At 44.5% G+C, this 16,101-nt stretch carries 15 protein-coding genes; 8 read left to right on the forward strand and 7 right to left on the reverse strand.

Annotation, left to right across the window (positions count from 1 at the left end; all coding sequences use genetic code 11):
- The first annotated feature begins 320 nt into the window (after window positions 1-320).
- From U9Q77_04045 to U9Q77_04065, 5 genes are all read left to right on the forward strand, one after another.
- Entirely contained in the window at window positions 321-905 is a 585-nt protein-coding gene (locus U9Q77_04045) for a carboxymuconolactone decarboxylase family protein (protein ID MEA3286528.1), read from the forward strand.
- Window positions 906-1,039: 134 nt separating this feature from the next.
- Entirely contained in the window at window positions 1,040-1,957 is a 918-nt protein-coding gene (gene murQ, locus U9Q77_04050; protein MEA3286529.1) for an N-acetylmuramic acid 6-phosphate etherase, read from the forward strand.
- Between the two features lie 79 nt (window positions 1,958-2,036).
- On the forward strand, window positions 2,037-3,413 hold the full coding sequence (locus tag U9Q77_04055; protein ID MEA3286530.1) for a phosphomannomutase/phosphoglucomutase: 1,377 nt from the start codon (window positions 2,037-2,039) through the stop codon (window positions 3,411-3,413).
- 42 nt (window positions 3,414-3,455) lie between these two features.
- Window positions 3,456-4,436 (forward strand): polyprenyl synthetase family protein, encoded by a 981-nt coding sequence (locus U9Q77_04060; protein ID MEA3286531.1) that lies wholly within the window; start codon window positions 3,456-3,458, stop codon window positions 4,434-4,436.
- 122 nt (window positions 4,437-4,558) lie between these two features.
- Window positions 4,559-5,143 (forward strand): bifunctional nuclease family protein, encoded by a 585-nt coding sequence (locus U9Q77_04065; GenBank protein MEA3286532.1) that lies wholly within the window; start codon window positions 4,559-4,561, stop codon window positions 5,141-5,143.
- Window positions 5,144-5,316: 173 nt separating this feature from the next.
- On the opposite strand, the gene U9Q77_04070 is transcribed toward U9Q77_04065, so the two are convergent.
- Entirely contained in the window at window positions 5,317-5,820 is a 504-nt protein-coding gene (locus U9Q77_04070; GenBank protein ID MEA3286533.1) for a cytochrome c-type biogenesis protein CcmH, read from the reverse strand.
- Window positions 5,821-5,933: 113 nt separating this feature from the next.
- On the opposite strand from U9Q77_04070, the gene U9Q77_04075 reads away from it, so the two are divergent.
- Together U9Q77_04075 and U9Q77_04080 are read left to right on the forward strand one after the other, a co-directional pair.
- A complete protein-coding gene (locus tag U9Q77_04075) occupies window positions 5,934-6,833 on the forward strand; it encodes a PfkB family carbohydrate kinase (protein MEA3286534.1) in 900 nt (299 codons plus the stop codon).
- Window positions 6,834-8,090, forward strand: coding sequence for a lipase family protein (locus U9Q77_04080; protein MEA3286535.1), 1,257 nt, complete (start codon window positions 6,834-6,836; stop codon window positions 8,088-8,090). It begins immediately after the preceding gene.
- Between the two features lie 159 nt (window positions 8,091-8,249).
- On the opposite strand, the gene U9Q77_04085 is transcribed toward U9Q77_04080, so the two are convergent.
- From U9Q77_04085 to manA, 4 genes are all read right to left on the reverse strand, one after another.
- A complete protein-coding gene (locus tag U9Q77_04085; GenBank protein MEA3286536.1) occupies window positions 8,250-9,011 on the reverse strand; it encodes a hypothetical protein in 762 nt (253 codons plus the stop codon).
- 152 nt (window positions 9,012-9,163) lie between these two features.
- Window positions 9,164-9,841, reverse strand: a complete 678-nt coding sequence (locus tag U9Q77_04090; protein MEA3286537.1) for a hypothetical protein — start codon at window positions 9,839-9,841, stop codon at window positions 9,164-9,166.
- Between the two features lie 128 nt (window positions 9,842-9,969).
- Entirely contained in the window at window positions 9,970-10,440 is a 471-nt protein-coding gene (locus U9Q77_04095) for a GNAT family N-acetyltransferase (protein ID MEA3286538.1), read from the reverse strand.
- A 428-nt stretch (window positions 10,441-10,868) separates the two neighbouring features.
- Entirely contained in the window at window positions 10,869-12,104 is a 1,236-nt protein-coding gene (gene manA / locus U9Q77_04100) for a mannose-6-phosphate isomerase, class I (protein ID MEA3286539.1), read from the reverse strand.
- Between the two features lie 286 nt (window positions 12,105-12,390).
- Between manA and U9Q77_04105 the strand changes: the two genes are divergently transcribed.
- Window positions 12,391-13,299 carry a hypothetical protein gene (locus U9Q77_04105; GenBank protein ID MEA3286540.1) on the forward strand — a complete coding sequence of 303 codons (909 nt, stop codon included), beginning with the start codon at window positions 12,391-12,393 and terminating at the stop codon, window positions 13,297-13,299.
- Between the two features lie 160 nt (window positions 13,300-13,459).
- Here U9Q77_04105 and glpK read toward each other — a convergent pair whose 3' ends face one another.
- Together glpK and U9Q77_04115 are read right to left on the reverse strand one after the other, a co-directional pair.
- Window positions 13,460-14,908, reverse strand: a complete 1,449-nt coding sequence (gene glpK / locus U9Q77_04110) for a glycerol kinase GlpK (protein ID MEA3286541.1) — start codon at window positions 14,906-14,908, stop codon at window positions 13,460-13,462.
- 160 nt (window positions 14,909-15,068) lie between these two features.
- The gene (locus U9Q77_04115) at window positions 15,069-15,911 is read right to left on the reverse strand and encodes an alpha/beta hydrolase (protein ID MEA3286542.1); all 843 of its coding nucleotides are present in this window, start codon (window positions 15,909-15,911) and stop codon (window positions 15,069-15,071) included.
- Window positions 15,912-16,101: the final 190 nt, after the last annotated feature.

Below are 16,101 nucleotides of genomic sequence, written 5' to 3' on the forward strand. Positions count from 1 at the left end.
GGGTTACACCCGTGGCTATTCTTGTTTTTCCCTTTCAGGGAATTTAATCCAGGTTAGAATTGGAATTTGCTACCTACCTTGATTGCAGAGAAAGAATTTTATTCCTGTTAATCGAAGAACAATATTCAGGTATAGGTACGCATTATGACGATGAGCCTATATTTTTTTCAAGGGTTTATTGACAGACATTATTTTTATGGTTTCATCCCCCTGCGTGGCGATTATTCTATACGCCTATGTTAGCGTCAGTATTGTCCTCATCCTGTAATTCAACCTTCCTCAAGGCCTGGTCAACTGAACAGGACTCATGGCGGCGACGTATGCTGTTACTGGGGGTCCTGGTTGCTGCTACGACTGTGAATGACATGGCCACTCTGGATGAATGGCTGGGCAGGTGTGAGGGTGTGCTGGATCAGGAAGCTGTGGAAGAGGCCATTCTGCAAACGCTCCTGTTTGCCGGTTACCCCAAAACCATTGAAGCCTTGAAACAGGTTCGGAAACATTTTCCTCAGACCGGTTCCGAAAAACATGTTAACAATCACCTGACGGCCGGGAACGCAACCAGCAAGATCATCTATGGTGGATATCACCCACGTCTGATCGAAGTTATGGATGAGTTGCATCCCGATCTAACCCGCTGGATGATCGAAGACGGCTATGGTCGGGTGCTGTCAAGACCCGGTTTGAGTCTGCCGGAACGTGAGATCGGAGTACTGGCTTCGCTCATGGCATCAGGTATGGTTAATCAATATCGAGCCCACCTTCGAGGTGCCCTGTTTGCCGGTATTACACCAGATGATATCATTTGGTTTATTAACACCTTCCAATGTATTATTGTCGCCGATTTGAGAACAGCTTTTGAAAAAGTAACGAATCAAATGCTAACGATGCCCAAAACACGCTAAATGGCAGAGGACGCCAAGATCAATCATAATTACCAAATAATGTTAGGCACTGATTCTCAAAGCGATAATCATGCAAGCTTGCCACAAGTAAAGACGCAAGATCTTGCGTCTCAACGTCTATGGGAAAAGAAATAATGACCTCTAAACTGGGAAAATTGTTAACCGAGCAACGCAATCCAGACAGCATGAGCCTGGATTCAGACTCCATCCGTGAGATTCTGGAGCTGATCAATCGAGAAGACCAGATCATTGTTCAGCGGGTTGCCGAACAAATGGATGATATAGAGAAGGCAACTGAACTGGTGGATCATGCTTTCCAGAATGATGGCCACCTGATCTATGTGGGTGCTGGCACCAGTGGTCGCCTGGGGGTGTTGGATGCTTCTGAAATCCCTCCGACCTATAATGCCGATCCAGAACGGGTTCAGGGCTTTATTGCCGGAGGTGACTCAGCTTTGAGAACTGCCATTGAAGGTGCCGAAGACTTTCCGGAAGACGGTCGCAACCTCATGGATGAGATCGGCATTACTGAGCAGGATGTAGTCATGGGGATTGCCACCAGCGGGGTAACACCTTACGTCTTAGGTTCTTTAGAACGAGCCAAAGAAGTAGGCGCAGCAACTATATTCTTTACCTGTACTGACAAAAGTCACATTGATATTGATGTCGATGTACTGATATCAGTTCCAGTCGGTCCCGAGGTGGTTACCGGATCTACTCGGATGAAGTCCGGAACAGCCACAAAATTGGTGCTCAATATGATTACAACCACTGCCATGATTAAGCGTGGTAAGGTTTATGAAAATCTCATGGTAGATCTAAAAGCAACCAATGTGAAACTGGAAGACCGGGCTCGTCGGATCATTTCTACTATTACAAATTGTAGTTATGAGGAAGCCACTGATCTGTTAGCCAAATCGGACAACTACGTGAAGGTTGCCCTGGTCATGCATAAAAGCCATGCTTCCGCTGAAGAAAGCCGCCTATATTTGGACCGCTTTTCAGGCAATGTCCGGTTAGCTGTCGATGAACTGGAAAAAGGAACAAAATAAATTAACCACAGAGTGCACAACATATAACTCTGTGCACTCTGTGGTCTCTGTGGTAAAAAAAGAAACGAGGAAAAATTAAATGAAAATTAATGAATATATTTTTAGAGAATATGATATCCGTGGAGAAGTTGCTGTTGATTTCCAGGAAGAGGTTGTGGTTGCTCTGGGTAAGGCTTTTGCCACGGCTGTAAAGCGGCGCGGCGGGAAAAAGATCACCCTGTCAGGGGATATTCGACTAACCACACCCCAGTTAAAAGAATATTTCAAAGCAGGCGCGCTATCTACTGGTATTGATGTCATGGATATTGGAATTCTGCCCACTCCCGGTAATTATTTTAGCGTCTTTCATTTTGATGATGTTGATGGCGCCTGTCAGATCACCGGCTCTCACAATCCACCAGAATTCAACGGTTTCAAGCTCACCTATGACCAACTCGCCTTTTTTGGTCAGGATATCCAGGATTTACTGGGTTTGATCCAGAATGATGATTTTGAAGTTGGTGAAGGCACCGCTACAGAATATGATTTGTTACCGGAGTACATCGATAATGTTGTCAAGGGGATCGATCTCAAACGCCCCATGCGGATTGCCATCGATTCTGGAAATGCAGCGGCAGCCCTGTGTGCAGTTGAGGTCTATGAAAGACTGGGCTGTGAAGTAACTGCTTTGTATTGTGATGTGGACGGGACTTTCCCCAATCATCATCCGGATCCAACCGTTGCGGCAAACCTGAAAGATCTTCAGGATGAGATCAAAAAAGGTGGTTATGATGTTGGTCTCGCCTTTGACGGAGACGCAGACCGCCTGGGGGTGATCGATGAAAAAGGAAAGGTAGTTTGGGCTGATTATCAGATGATCCTATTTGCTCAGGATGTGATCAAATCCAAGGATGATAATATTATCTTTGACGTAAAATGTTCTCAAGCCCTGGAAGAGAAGATCACCGAGTTTGGTGGAACCCCCGTGATGTATAAAACCGGACATTCCCATATTAAAACCCACATGAAGAAGCTCAATTCACCCTTCTCAGGAGAGATGAGTGGTCACCTCTTCTTTGCTGATAAATATTTTGGTTTTGATGATGCTATTTATAATGGCGGCCGGATGCTGGAGTTGCTCTCCAAGACTGATCGACCTCTGTCAGAGATGGTGGATGAGCTGCCCAAATATCATTCGACACCAGAGATCAGACTGACCTGTAACTCTGATGCGGAAAAATTTGAGATCGCTGAAAAAGCAGCTGAATATTTTAAAGCCAATTATGATTGTATCGCTGTAGATGGTGTCCGGGTGCGTTTCGGAGATGGCTGGGGTCTGGTGAGGGCTTCCAATACACAGCCCGTTCTGGTGGTGCGTTTCGAAGCTAAAACGAAGGAACGGATGGAAGAAATTCAGAAACTGATGATGGACAAGATCGGGGAGTTTGGCGAGGTTCGCCTTGACGAGGGACATTAAGCAACAGGTTAGGGCTACTAAGATCACAATAGGATTTGGTAAATGGATCAAGAGCTAAAACAAAAATTGCATCAATGGCAGGAAACGGTGCGTCATGACCTGACCCATCCAACGTTTCCCACAGAACCGGCGTATCTATTTGAGCCCATGCGCTATGCTCTAAATGCTGCCGGTAAGATGCTGCGTCCTGCTCTTTGTCTGGCTGCTGCTGAGGCGGTGGGTGGTCAATGGCAGACTGCTGTTCAAGTTGGTGTTGCTTTGGAGATCTTTCATACATTTACGCTGGTTCATGATGATATCATGGATGGTGATGAACTACGACGAGGAATCCCAACCGTTCATACAGCCTATGACAGTAGCCGCGCGTTGCTGAGTGGAGATACATTACTGATTTATGTGTATCAATTACTTTCCGAGATTGATGACGCAAAGTTTCCCCAACTTTTCCGAGCCTTCAATGAGGGTGCTATGGATGTTTGCAGGGGTCAGGGCTGGGATATGCAGTTTGAGAAAATCCTTGATATCGAGTCCCATGAATATGAGATGATGATCGATCTTAAAACTGGTGCACTGATCAAACTGGCCTGTCAACTTGGAGCGATCATAGGGGGCGGTAATCAGTCAGCCATCGATGCTCTATCACGTTATGGCCTTCTTTTGGGAAGGGCATTCCAGATGCAGGATGATCTGCTGGAAGTCACTTCCTCTGCAGAAGCCATGGGAAAAAGCCTGGGTAGTGATGTGCTCAATGAAAAAAAGACCTGGCTCTGGATCGATCTTAAAAAGAGACTGACTCCGGCTGAAAAGAACCAATGGAAATCGATCCAAAGCTCTGATAAACTCAATGAAGCTGATCGGGATCAGGTTTTGTTGTGGATGACCAGTCACGGAACCATTGAGCGTGCTGAGCGTCTGGTGAAGGGCTGGATAAACGAAGCAGATGAATTATTGAATTCAGCTTCCTTTAAGAATACCGCCATGCTGAAAGCCCTGTCAGATCTGATCTTAAATCGTCAGAGTTGAACCTGCTCCTGGTTTTTTAGCTAGAAGTGTTGAACATCACAATAAAGTCGTTCAGCTGACATTTTTACTCTGAATGTTTGACATTCCCATGTTCCCGGTCGTATGTTTATCCGGTGCAAAAAATGATCGAAGTAATAGTCAAGAATATCATCTTTTTTTCTAAGGCAGAGACTCCTGGATATACTCTCTTTTTAAATCCAGAAGAAGATGACTCACGCAGCTTGCCAATTGTTGTAGGGCAATTTGAAGCTCAGGCTATTGCATTGGCTCTGGAGCAGGTCAAACTGGAACGTCCCATGACCCATGATCTGCTTTCAGGTGTGATCAGTTCGCTGACTGACGGTCTTGAAAGTGTGGCAATCGTTGATTTGAAAGCGGGGACCTTTTACGCACATCTGTATATTAGAAATGGTGAAAAATTAGAGACCATGGATGCCCGACCCAGCGATGCTATAGCTCTGGCTCTACGAGCTGGAGTTCCTATTCGGGTCAGATCACAGATATTTAAGGAAGTGGCGATAATAGTGCCAGCAACAGAGCCTCAGCAAAAACCTGCTGAGCCCAGTTTTTCTCAGAATATTAGGGCTATCACCAGAGAGGCGGAGATTCGTTTCGATCTGGAAAAGAATTTGCGAGAGGCAATCTCACGGGAAGATTATGAACAGGCTGCCAGGATACGGGATCGCCTGCATTCGCTCCCAAGCTAGGAAATCCAATTTTTACTCTTAAACCGGCGGCAGTTAAACGTACGTTTTCAGCAACAAAACGGTAGAGTGCAGACCCTTCGACTCCGCTCAGGGAGACGAGGTCGCGTCTTACTGAGCGGAGTCGAAGTATATAAAATCACGTACGTTTGACTGCCGCCACGGTAATAGTGGGGTTAGGATAAATCAGACAACTCAGATTCTATTTGTTGTCGGGTTTCTTTGGAAATTTCTCCAGTTGCAGCTGGCTTGTCCTTTTGTACGGCCAGCTTTTTTATCGCCAGGGCCAGCAGGGCCAGACCAATAACGGCAAAACCAACTACCATCCAATACGAAACCTGACCAACTGTTTCACTGGCTTTTGGTGATGCCAGGATCCGATTGCCAAAAGGCTTTCCGGTTCGGGGATCAATACTGTTTCTAAAGTGATCCAACACCTGATCGGTGGTTTTTCCCTCAATGATGAGACGCCTGATCGTGATCTTGGCCTCTTCTGTGACCCGATTTTTACCATGCATATAGATCGGACCGCCAAAACAACAGGTCGCCATGATATTCTTCTCCAGGTAGATAGCCTGTTCTTTTTGTTCAGCAGTCAACTTCTTATTGTAAAATTCATAGTTCTGGGTGAAAGCAGTTCCTGCAAGCACGACCAATAGTATTAGTAAGATTCTTTTCATGATGGAAATCTAGCAGGGAAAACAGGGTTCTCAATGAAATTCATTGGAGGAATAGGGATTAATGGGCATTTTAAGTCGATGAATGAAAGACTAATTATAGACAAGGAGTCACCATGTCCCTGGTTATTGTAGGGTCCATAGCCCTGGATACTATTGAAACAACTACTCGCTCAGCATCTGAAGTTCCAGGAGGTTCCACCACCTACTGTTCACTGGCAGCCAGCTATTTTACCAATCCCCATATTGTGGGAGTCGTGGGAGATGACTACCCCGAATCGGTTATAACCCTCTTCAAGGATCATCACATCAAACTTGAAGGACTGGCAGTTGAAAAGGGGAAGACCTTTCGTTGGGGAGGTCGTTATGCAGAAAATTTTGATGATAGAACCACCTTGTTTACTGAATTGAACGTATTTGAAACATTCAATCCAACCTTGCCCGATTCTTACAGGAACGCTTCCTATATTCTCCTGGCAAATATCCATCCCGGGCTTCAGCATCATGTTTTAGATCAGTTGGACTCGCCGGCTTTTGTAGTTCTTGACACAATGAATCTGTGGATAGACACCGCTCGTGCTGAATTGATATCTCTGATCCAGCGGGTCAATATGTTGGTCATCAATGATGAAGAATCCATCATGCTTACCGGAGAACGCAACTATGGGAAAGCTGCTCAGAAATTGCGGGAAATGGGACCGGAATGGGTGGTGATCAAGAAAGGGCAACATGGTGCTCTCCTTTTCCATGAGGATCGCGTGTTTACTGTCCCTGGCTTAATTTTGGATGAAGTGGTGGATCCCACCGGAGCAGGAGATACCTTTGTCGGTGCCTTGATCGGTTACCTGGACCAATCCAGAGATCATTCTTTTGATAACATGAAACTGGCAGTGGTCTTTGGCTCTGTTTTGGCATCCTTCTGTGTAGGAGAACTCTCTGTGGATGGTATTACCTATCTGGACGAATCGGATATGGAAGAACGTTATGATAACTTTGTGATCATGAGTCAATTTTAAATGAATAGGAAACATTCCATGTTGGTTCAACCTGCCAAACGGATCAGTTTATTACTGTTTCTTCTGTTATCACTTCCACTCCTCAATACCTGTGAGAATGAGGGTACCGAAGAACCTGCAGTGGATCAATGCAATACCCCGGATGCTCCTGGTGAATTACTCGAGGCAACCAGTTTTTTATCATTTGCTCCAGCCGATATTGAATCTATCCTTACTATGTATGGGGCACCGATCGGGCTTGATCTAAATTTATCATATACTGTGGATTCCTATCAAATAGCCTATCACACCCTAAATAGTGATGGCGAACTCACACCTGTTTCAGGACTGATGCTAATCCCTCAAGGGCTGGATACACTGGATCTGCTAAGTATCCAACATGGTACTGTTTTTAAGCGAGAGCAAGTCGGATCAACTCATCCCTACTATGCACCAGATGCCCTGATCACCGCCATGAATGGATATCTGGTGGTTGCGCCTGACTATCTGGGACTGGGAGAATCCCAGCTTTTACATCCCTATCTCCATGCCGAATTGTCCGCCAATGCAGTCATAGATCTGATTAGAGCTGTCAGAATTTACGCTTGTCAGAATGAGTTGATCTTAAGTGATAACCTGTTTATGGCCGGCTATTCTGAAGGTGGTTTTGTAACGCTGGCGACCCAGAAGATCATTGAGACTGAGGCAGAGTATTCCGAGGAGTTTCAATTAACGGCGGTTGCGCCCATGGCCGGTCCCTATGATCTATTAGGAAGTACTCAGAACCTATTAAGCCGGAGTTACTACAATAACCCGGCGTACCTGGCCTATATCGTTACAGCCTACAATGATATATACGGTTGGGATCGGTTACCTGAGATCTTTAGAGAGCCCTACGCTTCATCTATACCGGGTTTATTGGATGGTAGTTTGGACGGTTCTGCGATCAATGCCAATCTCACTACAAATTTGGATTCACTCTTTCTGCCGGACTTTAAGCAATCATTTATGGCCGGAGAGGAATCCCAACTGGAAGCTGCTCTTGTTGAGAATTCGCCGCTGGACTGGGGACCTGTTGCTCCTGTCAGACTATTTCATGGGACTGCAGATAGCACCGTTTTTTATGAAAATGCAGTGATAGCTTATGAATCCATGCTGGCGAATGGTGGTCTCAGTGTTGACCTTGTCTCTTTGCCTTATGCTGATCATGGCACGGCAGTTTTTCCATCATTTCATTGGGCAATGCTCTGGTTTGATAGCTTGAGAACGGCAGATTGAAAATAGAAAAACGTGCCGGGCATAGCCCGAAGTGTGGACTGGTGGAAACTAGAAACTGGAACTGATTCTGGGAGCTGGAACTTTGAAATTATTGCTTTGCCAATACTCCGGCATTTATTTCAGCCACTTGGCCGGATTAAGGTAGATTTAAGTCTGGACTCATTTCCCGGGGCTTCTATAGGAGTCCAAAGATCGTGGTTTCTTGTATTTTGAAGTTTTTACCAATTTACCTGATGCATTGTAGTGATAGATCAATTTGGGTTTATGCTTATCGTTATATTCAAACACTTTGCGTTTAAGTAATTTAAGATCTCGACTCATTTCCTCTTCTTCCAACAGGAGTCCGTATTCATCAAATTTCCGAGAGATAAAAATATTTCTATCTGAGTCCAGCAGTTCTTCACGCTCCCGGTAACCATGGACCGGATGATAAGCATAACGATAAAAAGCGATCAACGAGTTATCAGGAAGATAATGCTCTTCATTAATGATGAGTATCTGATCATTGTAGATAGTTAACCAATAGTCTCGCAAACCGCCGTCTGGATAGAAAAAATTTCGCCGTGATTTATCCAGCCGGTGCTTATAGTCGTAATAGTATTCTGTAGAGCTTTCGATCCTGTTACCCAGACCCCAGGTCTCTTCCAAATAGGGTTTTTGTTCATTATCGTAGTAGATGGTCAGCTTTTTTTCCAGGGATCGATCGCGGGTAAACCACTTTTCCTCCCTCCGGACGAGTTGACCTTTATCATAGATCCAATCGCGAGAAATCCGAGGGGGCCCTGGTTGGAAATATTCAGTGAGGTGATGACGTTTCAATTGACCTTTGCGTGAGTAAGTATAGTGACTTTTTTCCAACACATCGTTGTTTTGGCTCAAGTGTTTTGCGCTAGTGATCTGTCCTTTATCATTGCGTTTCACTTCATAATAATTCCCCCTAATATGATCAGATTTGGAAACATGATCGAGAAATATGCGAGTATGCAGATCACCCCTTTCGTACAAGGAGATTTTTCCCAGGCTGCACCCGCTCAAGAGCAGGGTTATCAGGATTAGGCTGAAAGATCGAAGCATCACTTGGTAAACAAGTGGAAATATATTGCAGATCGACGAGCATCCATAAGATCAACAGCATCAGTGTTTGCCATTTCATCTGCAATGTCATAAAGATGATAGCGCGCTATCCTTGGTAGGTCACGGTAGAAGGTCAAGACCTGTTCATTGGATAAGTTATCAATAATAAGCAGACGAGCCTGGTCCAGTGATTTTCCCTGACGGATCAATTTTACAGCAGCGAGATTGATGGAGCGAGCTGTAATCCTGAATGGTATAGTTGTATCTGAGCAAACATTGTCAGGAATAGCCAGTGAAGCGGTTCGATGCTCCTGCATTCTCTTCGCCAAGGCATAACGGCGTTTGGGATCATCCAGTTGCCTACTCAATTTGATGATCTCCAAAGTGAGGATATCGATCCGGGAACGTGATTCTGCCTGCTTCCGATGTAGTGCAACTAAACGCAGGCTGTCAAGTTTGGAATAGTCCCGAGCGGGAGTTTCAAGTCTGACTCCAATGTTGCGAGAACGATGCTGGTCTGCTTTGAGTTGAGTCAACATTTTATTCAGCTTGTCGATCTTCATGTGTAGTGCACCTACCTCTACTCGAGCAACCTGAGATTGACCCAGTAGAGGAAAAACAAATATGATGGTAATAATCAATGATCTAATTGAAAAGTTTCCAGACGTGCTTCGCATGATCCAAATCTCCTAATTACTGAACAAGTAAGCTAACCTGCTAATCAAACCTGAAAAAGGGTGAAATAAAAATCCAAGCGAAAAGAAAAAAGAAACAGATCCTGCGTGTTCTCGCCAAAGTCAGACAATTATTGATTTTTCAGCAAAGATTTCCCATACCAGTATTTCATTTCTCCGTTATCAAGCTCTGATCTGATCAATTGATAACCATTCTTTTCGCCCAGGTTGATCATGGCTGTGAATCGATCAAAGGTTGTGAAATAAATTTTTTCTAGCCCCAATATTTTCGCGTGCTTTTCTTGAAGGTTCAGCAATTGTTGGGCAATCCCTCGCTTTCGGTAGTTCGGATGAACGCCTCCCAACCATGAGAACCAGGTTCTGGTGTCAGGAATAACATATCCCAGCTTAAAACCCACAGGCCGATCTCCTTGAGAGGCAACTAACAGCAGGGGGTGATTGTTTACAATTCTCGCCAGACTTTTCGGTGTAACGTGCTGACTACCAAAGATCATTTTTTCAAATTCGTTCACCCGGTGAATTTCAACCTTGTTGGAGTGAATGATGATAGGTGTTTTTATAGCAACATCCTTCGGTAACATTGGTTAATACAAAAAAGGCTAACCCCGCCCACTTTTCCACCTGAATTTAGACTTCAATGATGAGTAAGCAAAAGCCAAGAATTCCTCATGGGAAAAAGTGTCTAAATTGTGGAGCAAAACTCAATGCCTCGTTTTGTGCTCAGTGCGGACAAAAGAATAAGGACTACAGCCTGTCTTTTAAGGATCTTTTTTCTGAATTCCTGGAAGAACTGCTGGATGTTGATTCAAGGGTTCTACGATCTCCAAGGATGTTATTTACCTGTATATTCAACGCAGTTAGGCGCAAAAAGAACGAAGCTCGCTTGCGACACCGTGAGGAACAGGGTTGACTTGACACTAGAGTTCATCCATTATCATTGTCTGAGCATTCTTTTACCGTTACCGGTATTGATTCGTGGTAAGAAAAACCTATCTATTGATTGTTATTTTCAGGAATCGGGTTGTGGAATATCGACCAGATAGAGCTTGGAGTGGTTTTTAGCCTGAATGTTGAATTCTTTCAGGTTAGCTGGCGCGATGAAGGAATCGCCTCTTCGATAAACACAGATACAGAAACTCTTATTCGCTTCCCAGTGCAAGCTGACCTCGCCATCCAGCACTAGAAACAGGGTTAATTCAGAGCGATAGGAGAAAACGCGTGACTCACCCTGGAGCAAGTCCAGTGACTTCACTCTGAATTCCGTTGTGGGGGTATGATATTCTTTTAGATATCCATCACTTGAGGTTTTTACTCGAAAATCTGTCTTCTGTTCGAAACTCAATATCTCTGAAAGTGTTCGGCTATCACAAAATTTCTCAGTCAAACCCAGGCGAACCACATTATCAGAATTTGCCATGCACTCTATGATATTGCCCTTGAGATAGGCGTGGGGGACACCTGGTGGCAAAAAGACGGCTTCTCCTGATCCAAGGTGGACTCGATTCAAAAAGAACAGAAAAAGAAGCCCAATATCTCGTTTGTCATGCAGCTCGATTTGTTCTAAGAACAGAGTCTCGGCTGAACTGAGGTTGGTTTTTGTGCTTAGTCGTAATCCAATTTTGCTAATACACACCTCGCGCTCTGTCTCCTGATCATTTCCCAATTCTAAAAGCTTCGATATGATAGCCTGTTGGCTGGGCTGTTCGTCCTGATCGAATGCAAGCAGGTGGTGTAGTTCAGGTAGATTTTCAAGGATATCAGTAAATGCCTCAGGTGTGTTAAATCCGATCAGTGCGTCGAGGTGATCAATGGCAATGGCAATCTCCGGCTTGTGATTGTTATCTGGATAATGTTGAGGATCATTTTTATGCAGCGTTTCAGCTTGTTGCTTATCTGGATGCGCCTGGATGCTGAGAGCCCGACCTGCTGAAAGCACTTTAAATAAGTAGGGAAGACCATCAGGAAAAGTACTCGAATGATCGAGACTTAACCGCATTTCAGGGCTTTCTGCTATCCAGTCGGACAAGGGGTTGAGGCCGTTCTGTGGATCGATCAGTTGTGATGGTGCATGAGGATGAGTGCCCATCCAAAGTTCGGCAAAAGGTTGGTCTTGCTCAGGAGTGATCCCCAGCAAGTGGGCGATAAAAGCCTGATCATTTCGATTGCCCCATGCATAATGTTGGATCGTGTTTTTTAGGCGATAGGGACGAGGCGCCTGGCAATCTGTGGCTATGGATTTATTCACGAAGAAAAATATTCCATGCAGTTCGACTCTCCAATGGGAAATGCAAAGAATATTCATTTCAAACCAGAAATTAAGCAACCCGTAGTCCATCTAAATTTGAAATACAAAGAGGGTAAGCGCTAAGATTTGGCAATAAAAATACCATTTAATTAATATATTATTAAATATATCATAAAAATTCCTTGCAATAAGTGATCAACTGCTTATTTTTCATTAACCCAATTACTAAAACATGAATTCGAGAATAATTCTCCAGTGAACCAAACTCAAATCACAGGAAGAAAGTATGCTTCATTCAAAAGATCTAAATGCCCGCTTATTTTTTACTTACTTGAAGGATAAAACAGAATTATTCCTCTATATCAAACCGCGCAGTACTTATGGGAGTGCTATGATCTATAGAAGGTCACCCGGAGATGCTGCGATGAATCATAGAATTCAGACACTCCTGGATAATGCCCAAGTAGCCCCCTCGCGCACCGATATCTGGGTTATGCTATTTCCACCGGAGATTCATACGACGACTATTTATGTGCAATCAAACCTTGGCAAGAAAGAGCTTAGACATGAAATAGAGGAACAGGTATTAACGAAACTACAGTACTCCTTTAACTATGACTGGAAAAACTATCTCGTTCAAAAGCGGGACAATGGATATGGCCAGGATATGGTGACTGTCACGGTTCTGGGCAAGAATGTGTTGGCGAGAATTCGCTCACTGCTGTTTAAGAATTATACCAGAGTGACCTTTATTGGAGATGGAATGCAGTTCCTCAGTATAGATGTATCCAAATTTCCCCATGCCCGCGGGCAGATATATGAAGTTATCCTGCCCTATGATGAGATTTATTATAAAGCAGTATTTCGATCAGGAATACACATGAAAAGTAAGGTGCTTACCCACGCCTGCTCAGATTATTTTGGCCACTATCATCTGTTAAAGCAGCAGGCCTATCTGGATTTTAGCCGAAGTGGAATTCAGGGTGATCTTCCTCAAATTCAGCCCATCGTACCCAAAACCGAGTGGCTGGATGCACTTCTGACCCCAGCAGCCTTTCCCAGTTGGTTTATTGCTACAAATAGTTTGAGACAAAAAGAGGTGAGCAATTTCGCTGAAATGTTCCGAATTCAACAATATCAGGATGATCCCGGGAATATATATGATCTATATTCAGTTCCCCAATTTCTAAACTAATCGAGCACACCGGACTATCTGAGGTGATCTGAACCAGTCTTTTGAAAACCATAAGGCAGTAAACGTCAGGATCAGAATTGCAATGGCTCCCAAATGAGATATGAAAAAAATACAAATGAATGATCTGCGTAATCCAGGACAGATGATCCAACTGATGCATTCATGCGTTGAGGACCTTCTGAACGGCAAGATTCCAGCCTGACAATAGTGATTGGCGTAAGTTCTTTGGCATCTGGGGAAGAAAGCTTGTTCGTGTTTCAGTAAAGGAGCGTAAATCTTCTCTGGTCCACTTCCCAATACCCAGGCCGGCCAGATAGGCGGCTCCCAGGGCGGTAGTCTCGGTCTGATGTGCTCGCTCTACCCTGATGTCCAGGATATCTGCCTGGAATTGCATCAAGAATCCATTTTCTGCACCACCACCATCAACTGCTAATGCAGTTATCTTGAGACCGGTGTCCAGTTCCATAGTACGAATCACGTCAGCGGTTTGATAAGCCATGGCTTCCAGGCTGGCTCGGATGATATGGTTTTTGTTGGAACCCCGAGTCAAGCCAGTAATGAGACCCCGGGCATCCATATCCCAGTAGGGCGCGCCTAATCCTACAAAGGCTGGCACTAGATAGACCCCTCCGCTATCTGTGACTGATAATGCAGCAGCCTCACTATCACTGGCAGACTCAATCAAGCCAAGTTCATCTCTTAGCCATTGAATGGTTGCCCCGGCAATAAAGATTGAGCCTTCCAGGGCAAAACAGGGTTTTCCATCTGGATCTGTTGCCAGAGTAGTGATTAAACCATTGTCAGAGCGGATTGCTTCTGATCCAGTATTCATCATGATAAAACAGCCGGTTCCGTAAGTATTCTTGATCTCCCCCCTGGTAAAGCACTGTTGTCCGAAGAGGGCTGCCTGCTGATCACCTGAAACCCCACGAATGGGTACATTTTGAAGTGCAGAAATAGATCGAATAGTTCCGAAATTATCCGCAGAACACTTTACTTCAGGCAATAATTCCATAGGGATCTTCATCAGCTTGCACAATTCAGTATCCCAAACCTTTTCATGAATGTTGAAAAGCAGGGTTCGAGAGGCATTGGTGAAATCTGTGGCGTGTACCTTTCCTTCTGTGAGCTTCCAGATCAGCCAGGTATCAATGGTGCCAAACTTCAGATTCTGAGTGGCTTCATGTTCAGCATTTTCCAGAATCCACTGAGCCTTGGTACCACTGAAATAAGCGTCCAGGGGTAACCCGGTTTTCTGCTTGATCAAGTCGCGTTTGGTCTCAAGTGATTTACAGATCGGTGCAGTTCGCCGACATTGCCAAACGATGGCATTATAGATCGGTTGGCCGGTATTTGCATCCCAGATAACGGTAGTTTCACGCTGATTCGTGATCCCAACAGCTTCAATAGTACCGGAAAAAGCAGCGTGAATTTCTTCAATACACTCGGTGACCGTTATCCAGATCTCCTCGGGATCATGTTCTACCCAACCAGGTTGGGGATAAATTTGTTTAAACTCCCGATGGGCTTTAGCCTGAACGTTACCCTGATGATCCACTAGAATTACAGTGGTTCCGGTGGTGCCTTGATCTATAGAAAGTATGGCCATTTTATTCCCGATTTTTGTCGCGGTTCAACGCGGATGGTCACAGATAAAACGTAATTTTAGATCACACAAATGTGACAGGAAAAGCTAAGCCAGATAACATAAAAAATGCCCCAAATAGCCTTCCCAGCACAAAACTCACTCACTCATTAAACTCATAAACTCAAACATGCGCATCCAGCCAGTTCAGCATATCCGCTATGACCTGATCCTGTTCAGGCTCGTTGAGGATCTCATGGTACAGACCATCATACAGCTTGAGTGTCTTATCCTCCGAAGCAACATTTTCGTAGAGCATCTTACTGCCACTCATATCAGCAAGTCTATCAGCAGTCCCATGCATGATCAAGATCGGCAGGGATATTTCTGATGCCCGAGCAGTGATCGTTTTGGTCGCTTTAAGAATTTCAGCACCGGTTCGAGCTAAAATACCTCCTCGATAATTCAATGGATCATTATCATAATTCTCCACCACTTTTGGATCCTTGGAAATATCAGCGCTCTCAAGTGTGATTACTGGTAATTTGGGCAAAATGGCGCTAATGAGACCTGAAATCTTTTGCAGCAAGGGTGAAATATCATCACTCACTTTAACTGATGGACCACTCAAAAGAATACCTTTGGCAGCTGGGTGCCGTTCAATAGTGAACAGAGTGACGATACCACCACCCATACTATGCCCAAAAAGGAAAATCGGCAATTTCGGAAAACTGGCTTTGGTTCGGATGATAACAGTACCCAGGTCATTTAAATGATCTTGAAAGGAATTGATATAGTTACGTTTTCCAGATGATTTTCCATGACCCCGCAGATCGAATCCAACTACTGTATAACCACCCTCAACCAGAGATTGAGCAACATGCGCATAGCGACCAGAATGCTCTGCCACCCCATGGGTGATGATAACGATCCCCTTGGCTTTATCGCACAGCCAGGTTTGTTCAAAGAGCGTAAAGTTATCCGGTGTAATAAATGTTGTTTCATTTGGAACAATTGAAGCAGCCATGGAACCTCCAGCACGCCGATCAGGCAGTTATAGGGGAATTTTTGTCGATTTAGTCAAGCAAAGTTAAAAATTAACAAGAGAATATTAAGTATAATAATTGGTCAGTCTTGAGTGGGGATATCTATGGTGACAAATGAAGCAGCCCACGATTTCATACCAATTGCAATTTACAATGCTTGCAGGTGTCTTC

Source organism: Candidatus Neomarinimicrobiota bacterium (genome assembly GCA_034716895.1).
Taxonomy (GTDB): Bacteria; Fidelibacterota; UBA8477; order UBA8477; family JABMPR01; genus JABMPR01.

Bases quoted from the DNA above. Each gene is read 5' to 3' on its own strand.
- U9Q77_04065 (MEA3286532.1), top strand. From the start codon at position 4,559: ATGATCGAAGTAATAGTCAAGAATATCATCTTTTTTTCTAAGGCAGAG.
- U9Q77_04060 (MEA3286531.1), top strand. From the start codon at position 3,456: ATGGATCAAGAGCTAAAACAAAAATTGCATCAATGGCAGGAAACGGTG.
- U9Q77_04080 (MEA3286535.1), top strand. From the start codon at position 6,834: ATGAATAGGAAACATTCCATGTTGGTTCAACCTGCCAAACGGATCAGT.
- murQ (MEA3286529.1), top strand. From the start codon at position 1,040: ATGACCTCTAAACTGGGAAAATTGTTAACCGAGCAACGCAATCCAGAC.
- U9Q77_04070 (MEA3286533.1), bottom strand. From the start codon at position 5,820: ATGAAAAGAATCTTACTAATACTATTGGTCGTGCTTGCAGGAACTGCT.
- U9Q77_04095 (MEA3286538.1), bottom strand. From the start codon at position 10,440: ATGTTACCGAAGGATGTTGCTATAAAAACACCTATCATCATTCACTCC.
- U9Q77_04045 (MEA3286528.1), top strand. From the start codon at position 321: ATGCTGTTACTGGGGGTCCTGGTTGCTGCTACGACTGTGAATGACATG.
- U9Q77_04055 (MEA3286530.1), top strand. From the start codon at position 2,037: ATGAAAATTAATGAATATATTTTTAGAGAATATGATATCCGTGGAGAA.
- U9Q77_04090 (MEA3286537.1), bottom strand. From the start codon at position 9,841: ATGCGAAGCACGTCTGGAAACTTTTCAATTAGATCATTGATTATTACC.
- U9Q77_04115 (MEA3286542.1), bottom strand. From the start codon at position 15,911: ATGGCTGCTTCAATTGTTCCAAATGAAACAACATTTATTACACCGGAT.
- glpK (MEA3286541.1), bottom strand. From the start codon at position 14,908: ATGGCCATACTTTCTATAGATCAAGGCACCACCGGAACCACTGTAATT.
- U9Q77_04075 (MEA3286534.1), top strand. From the start codon at position 5,934: ATGTCCCTGGTTATTGTAGGGTCCATAGCCCTGGATACTATTGAAACA.
- U9Q77_04105 (MEA3286540.1), top strand. From the start codon at position 12,391: ATGCTTCATTCAAAAGATCTAAATGCCCGCTTATTTTTTACTTACTTG.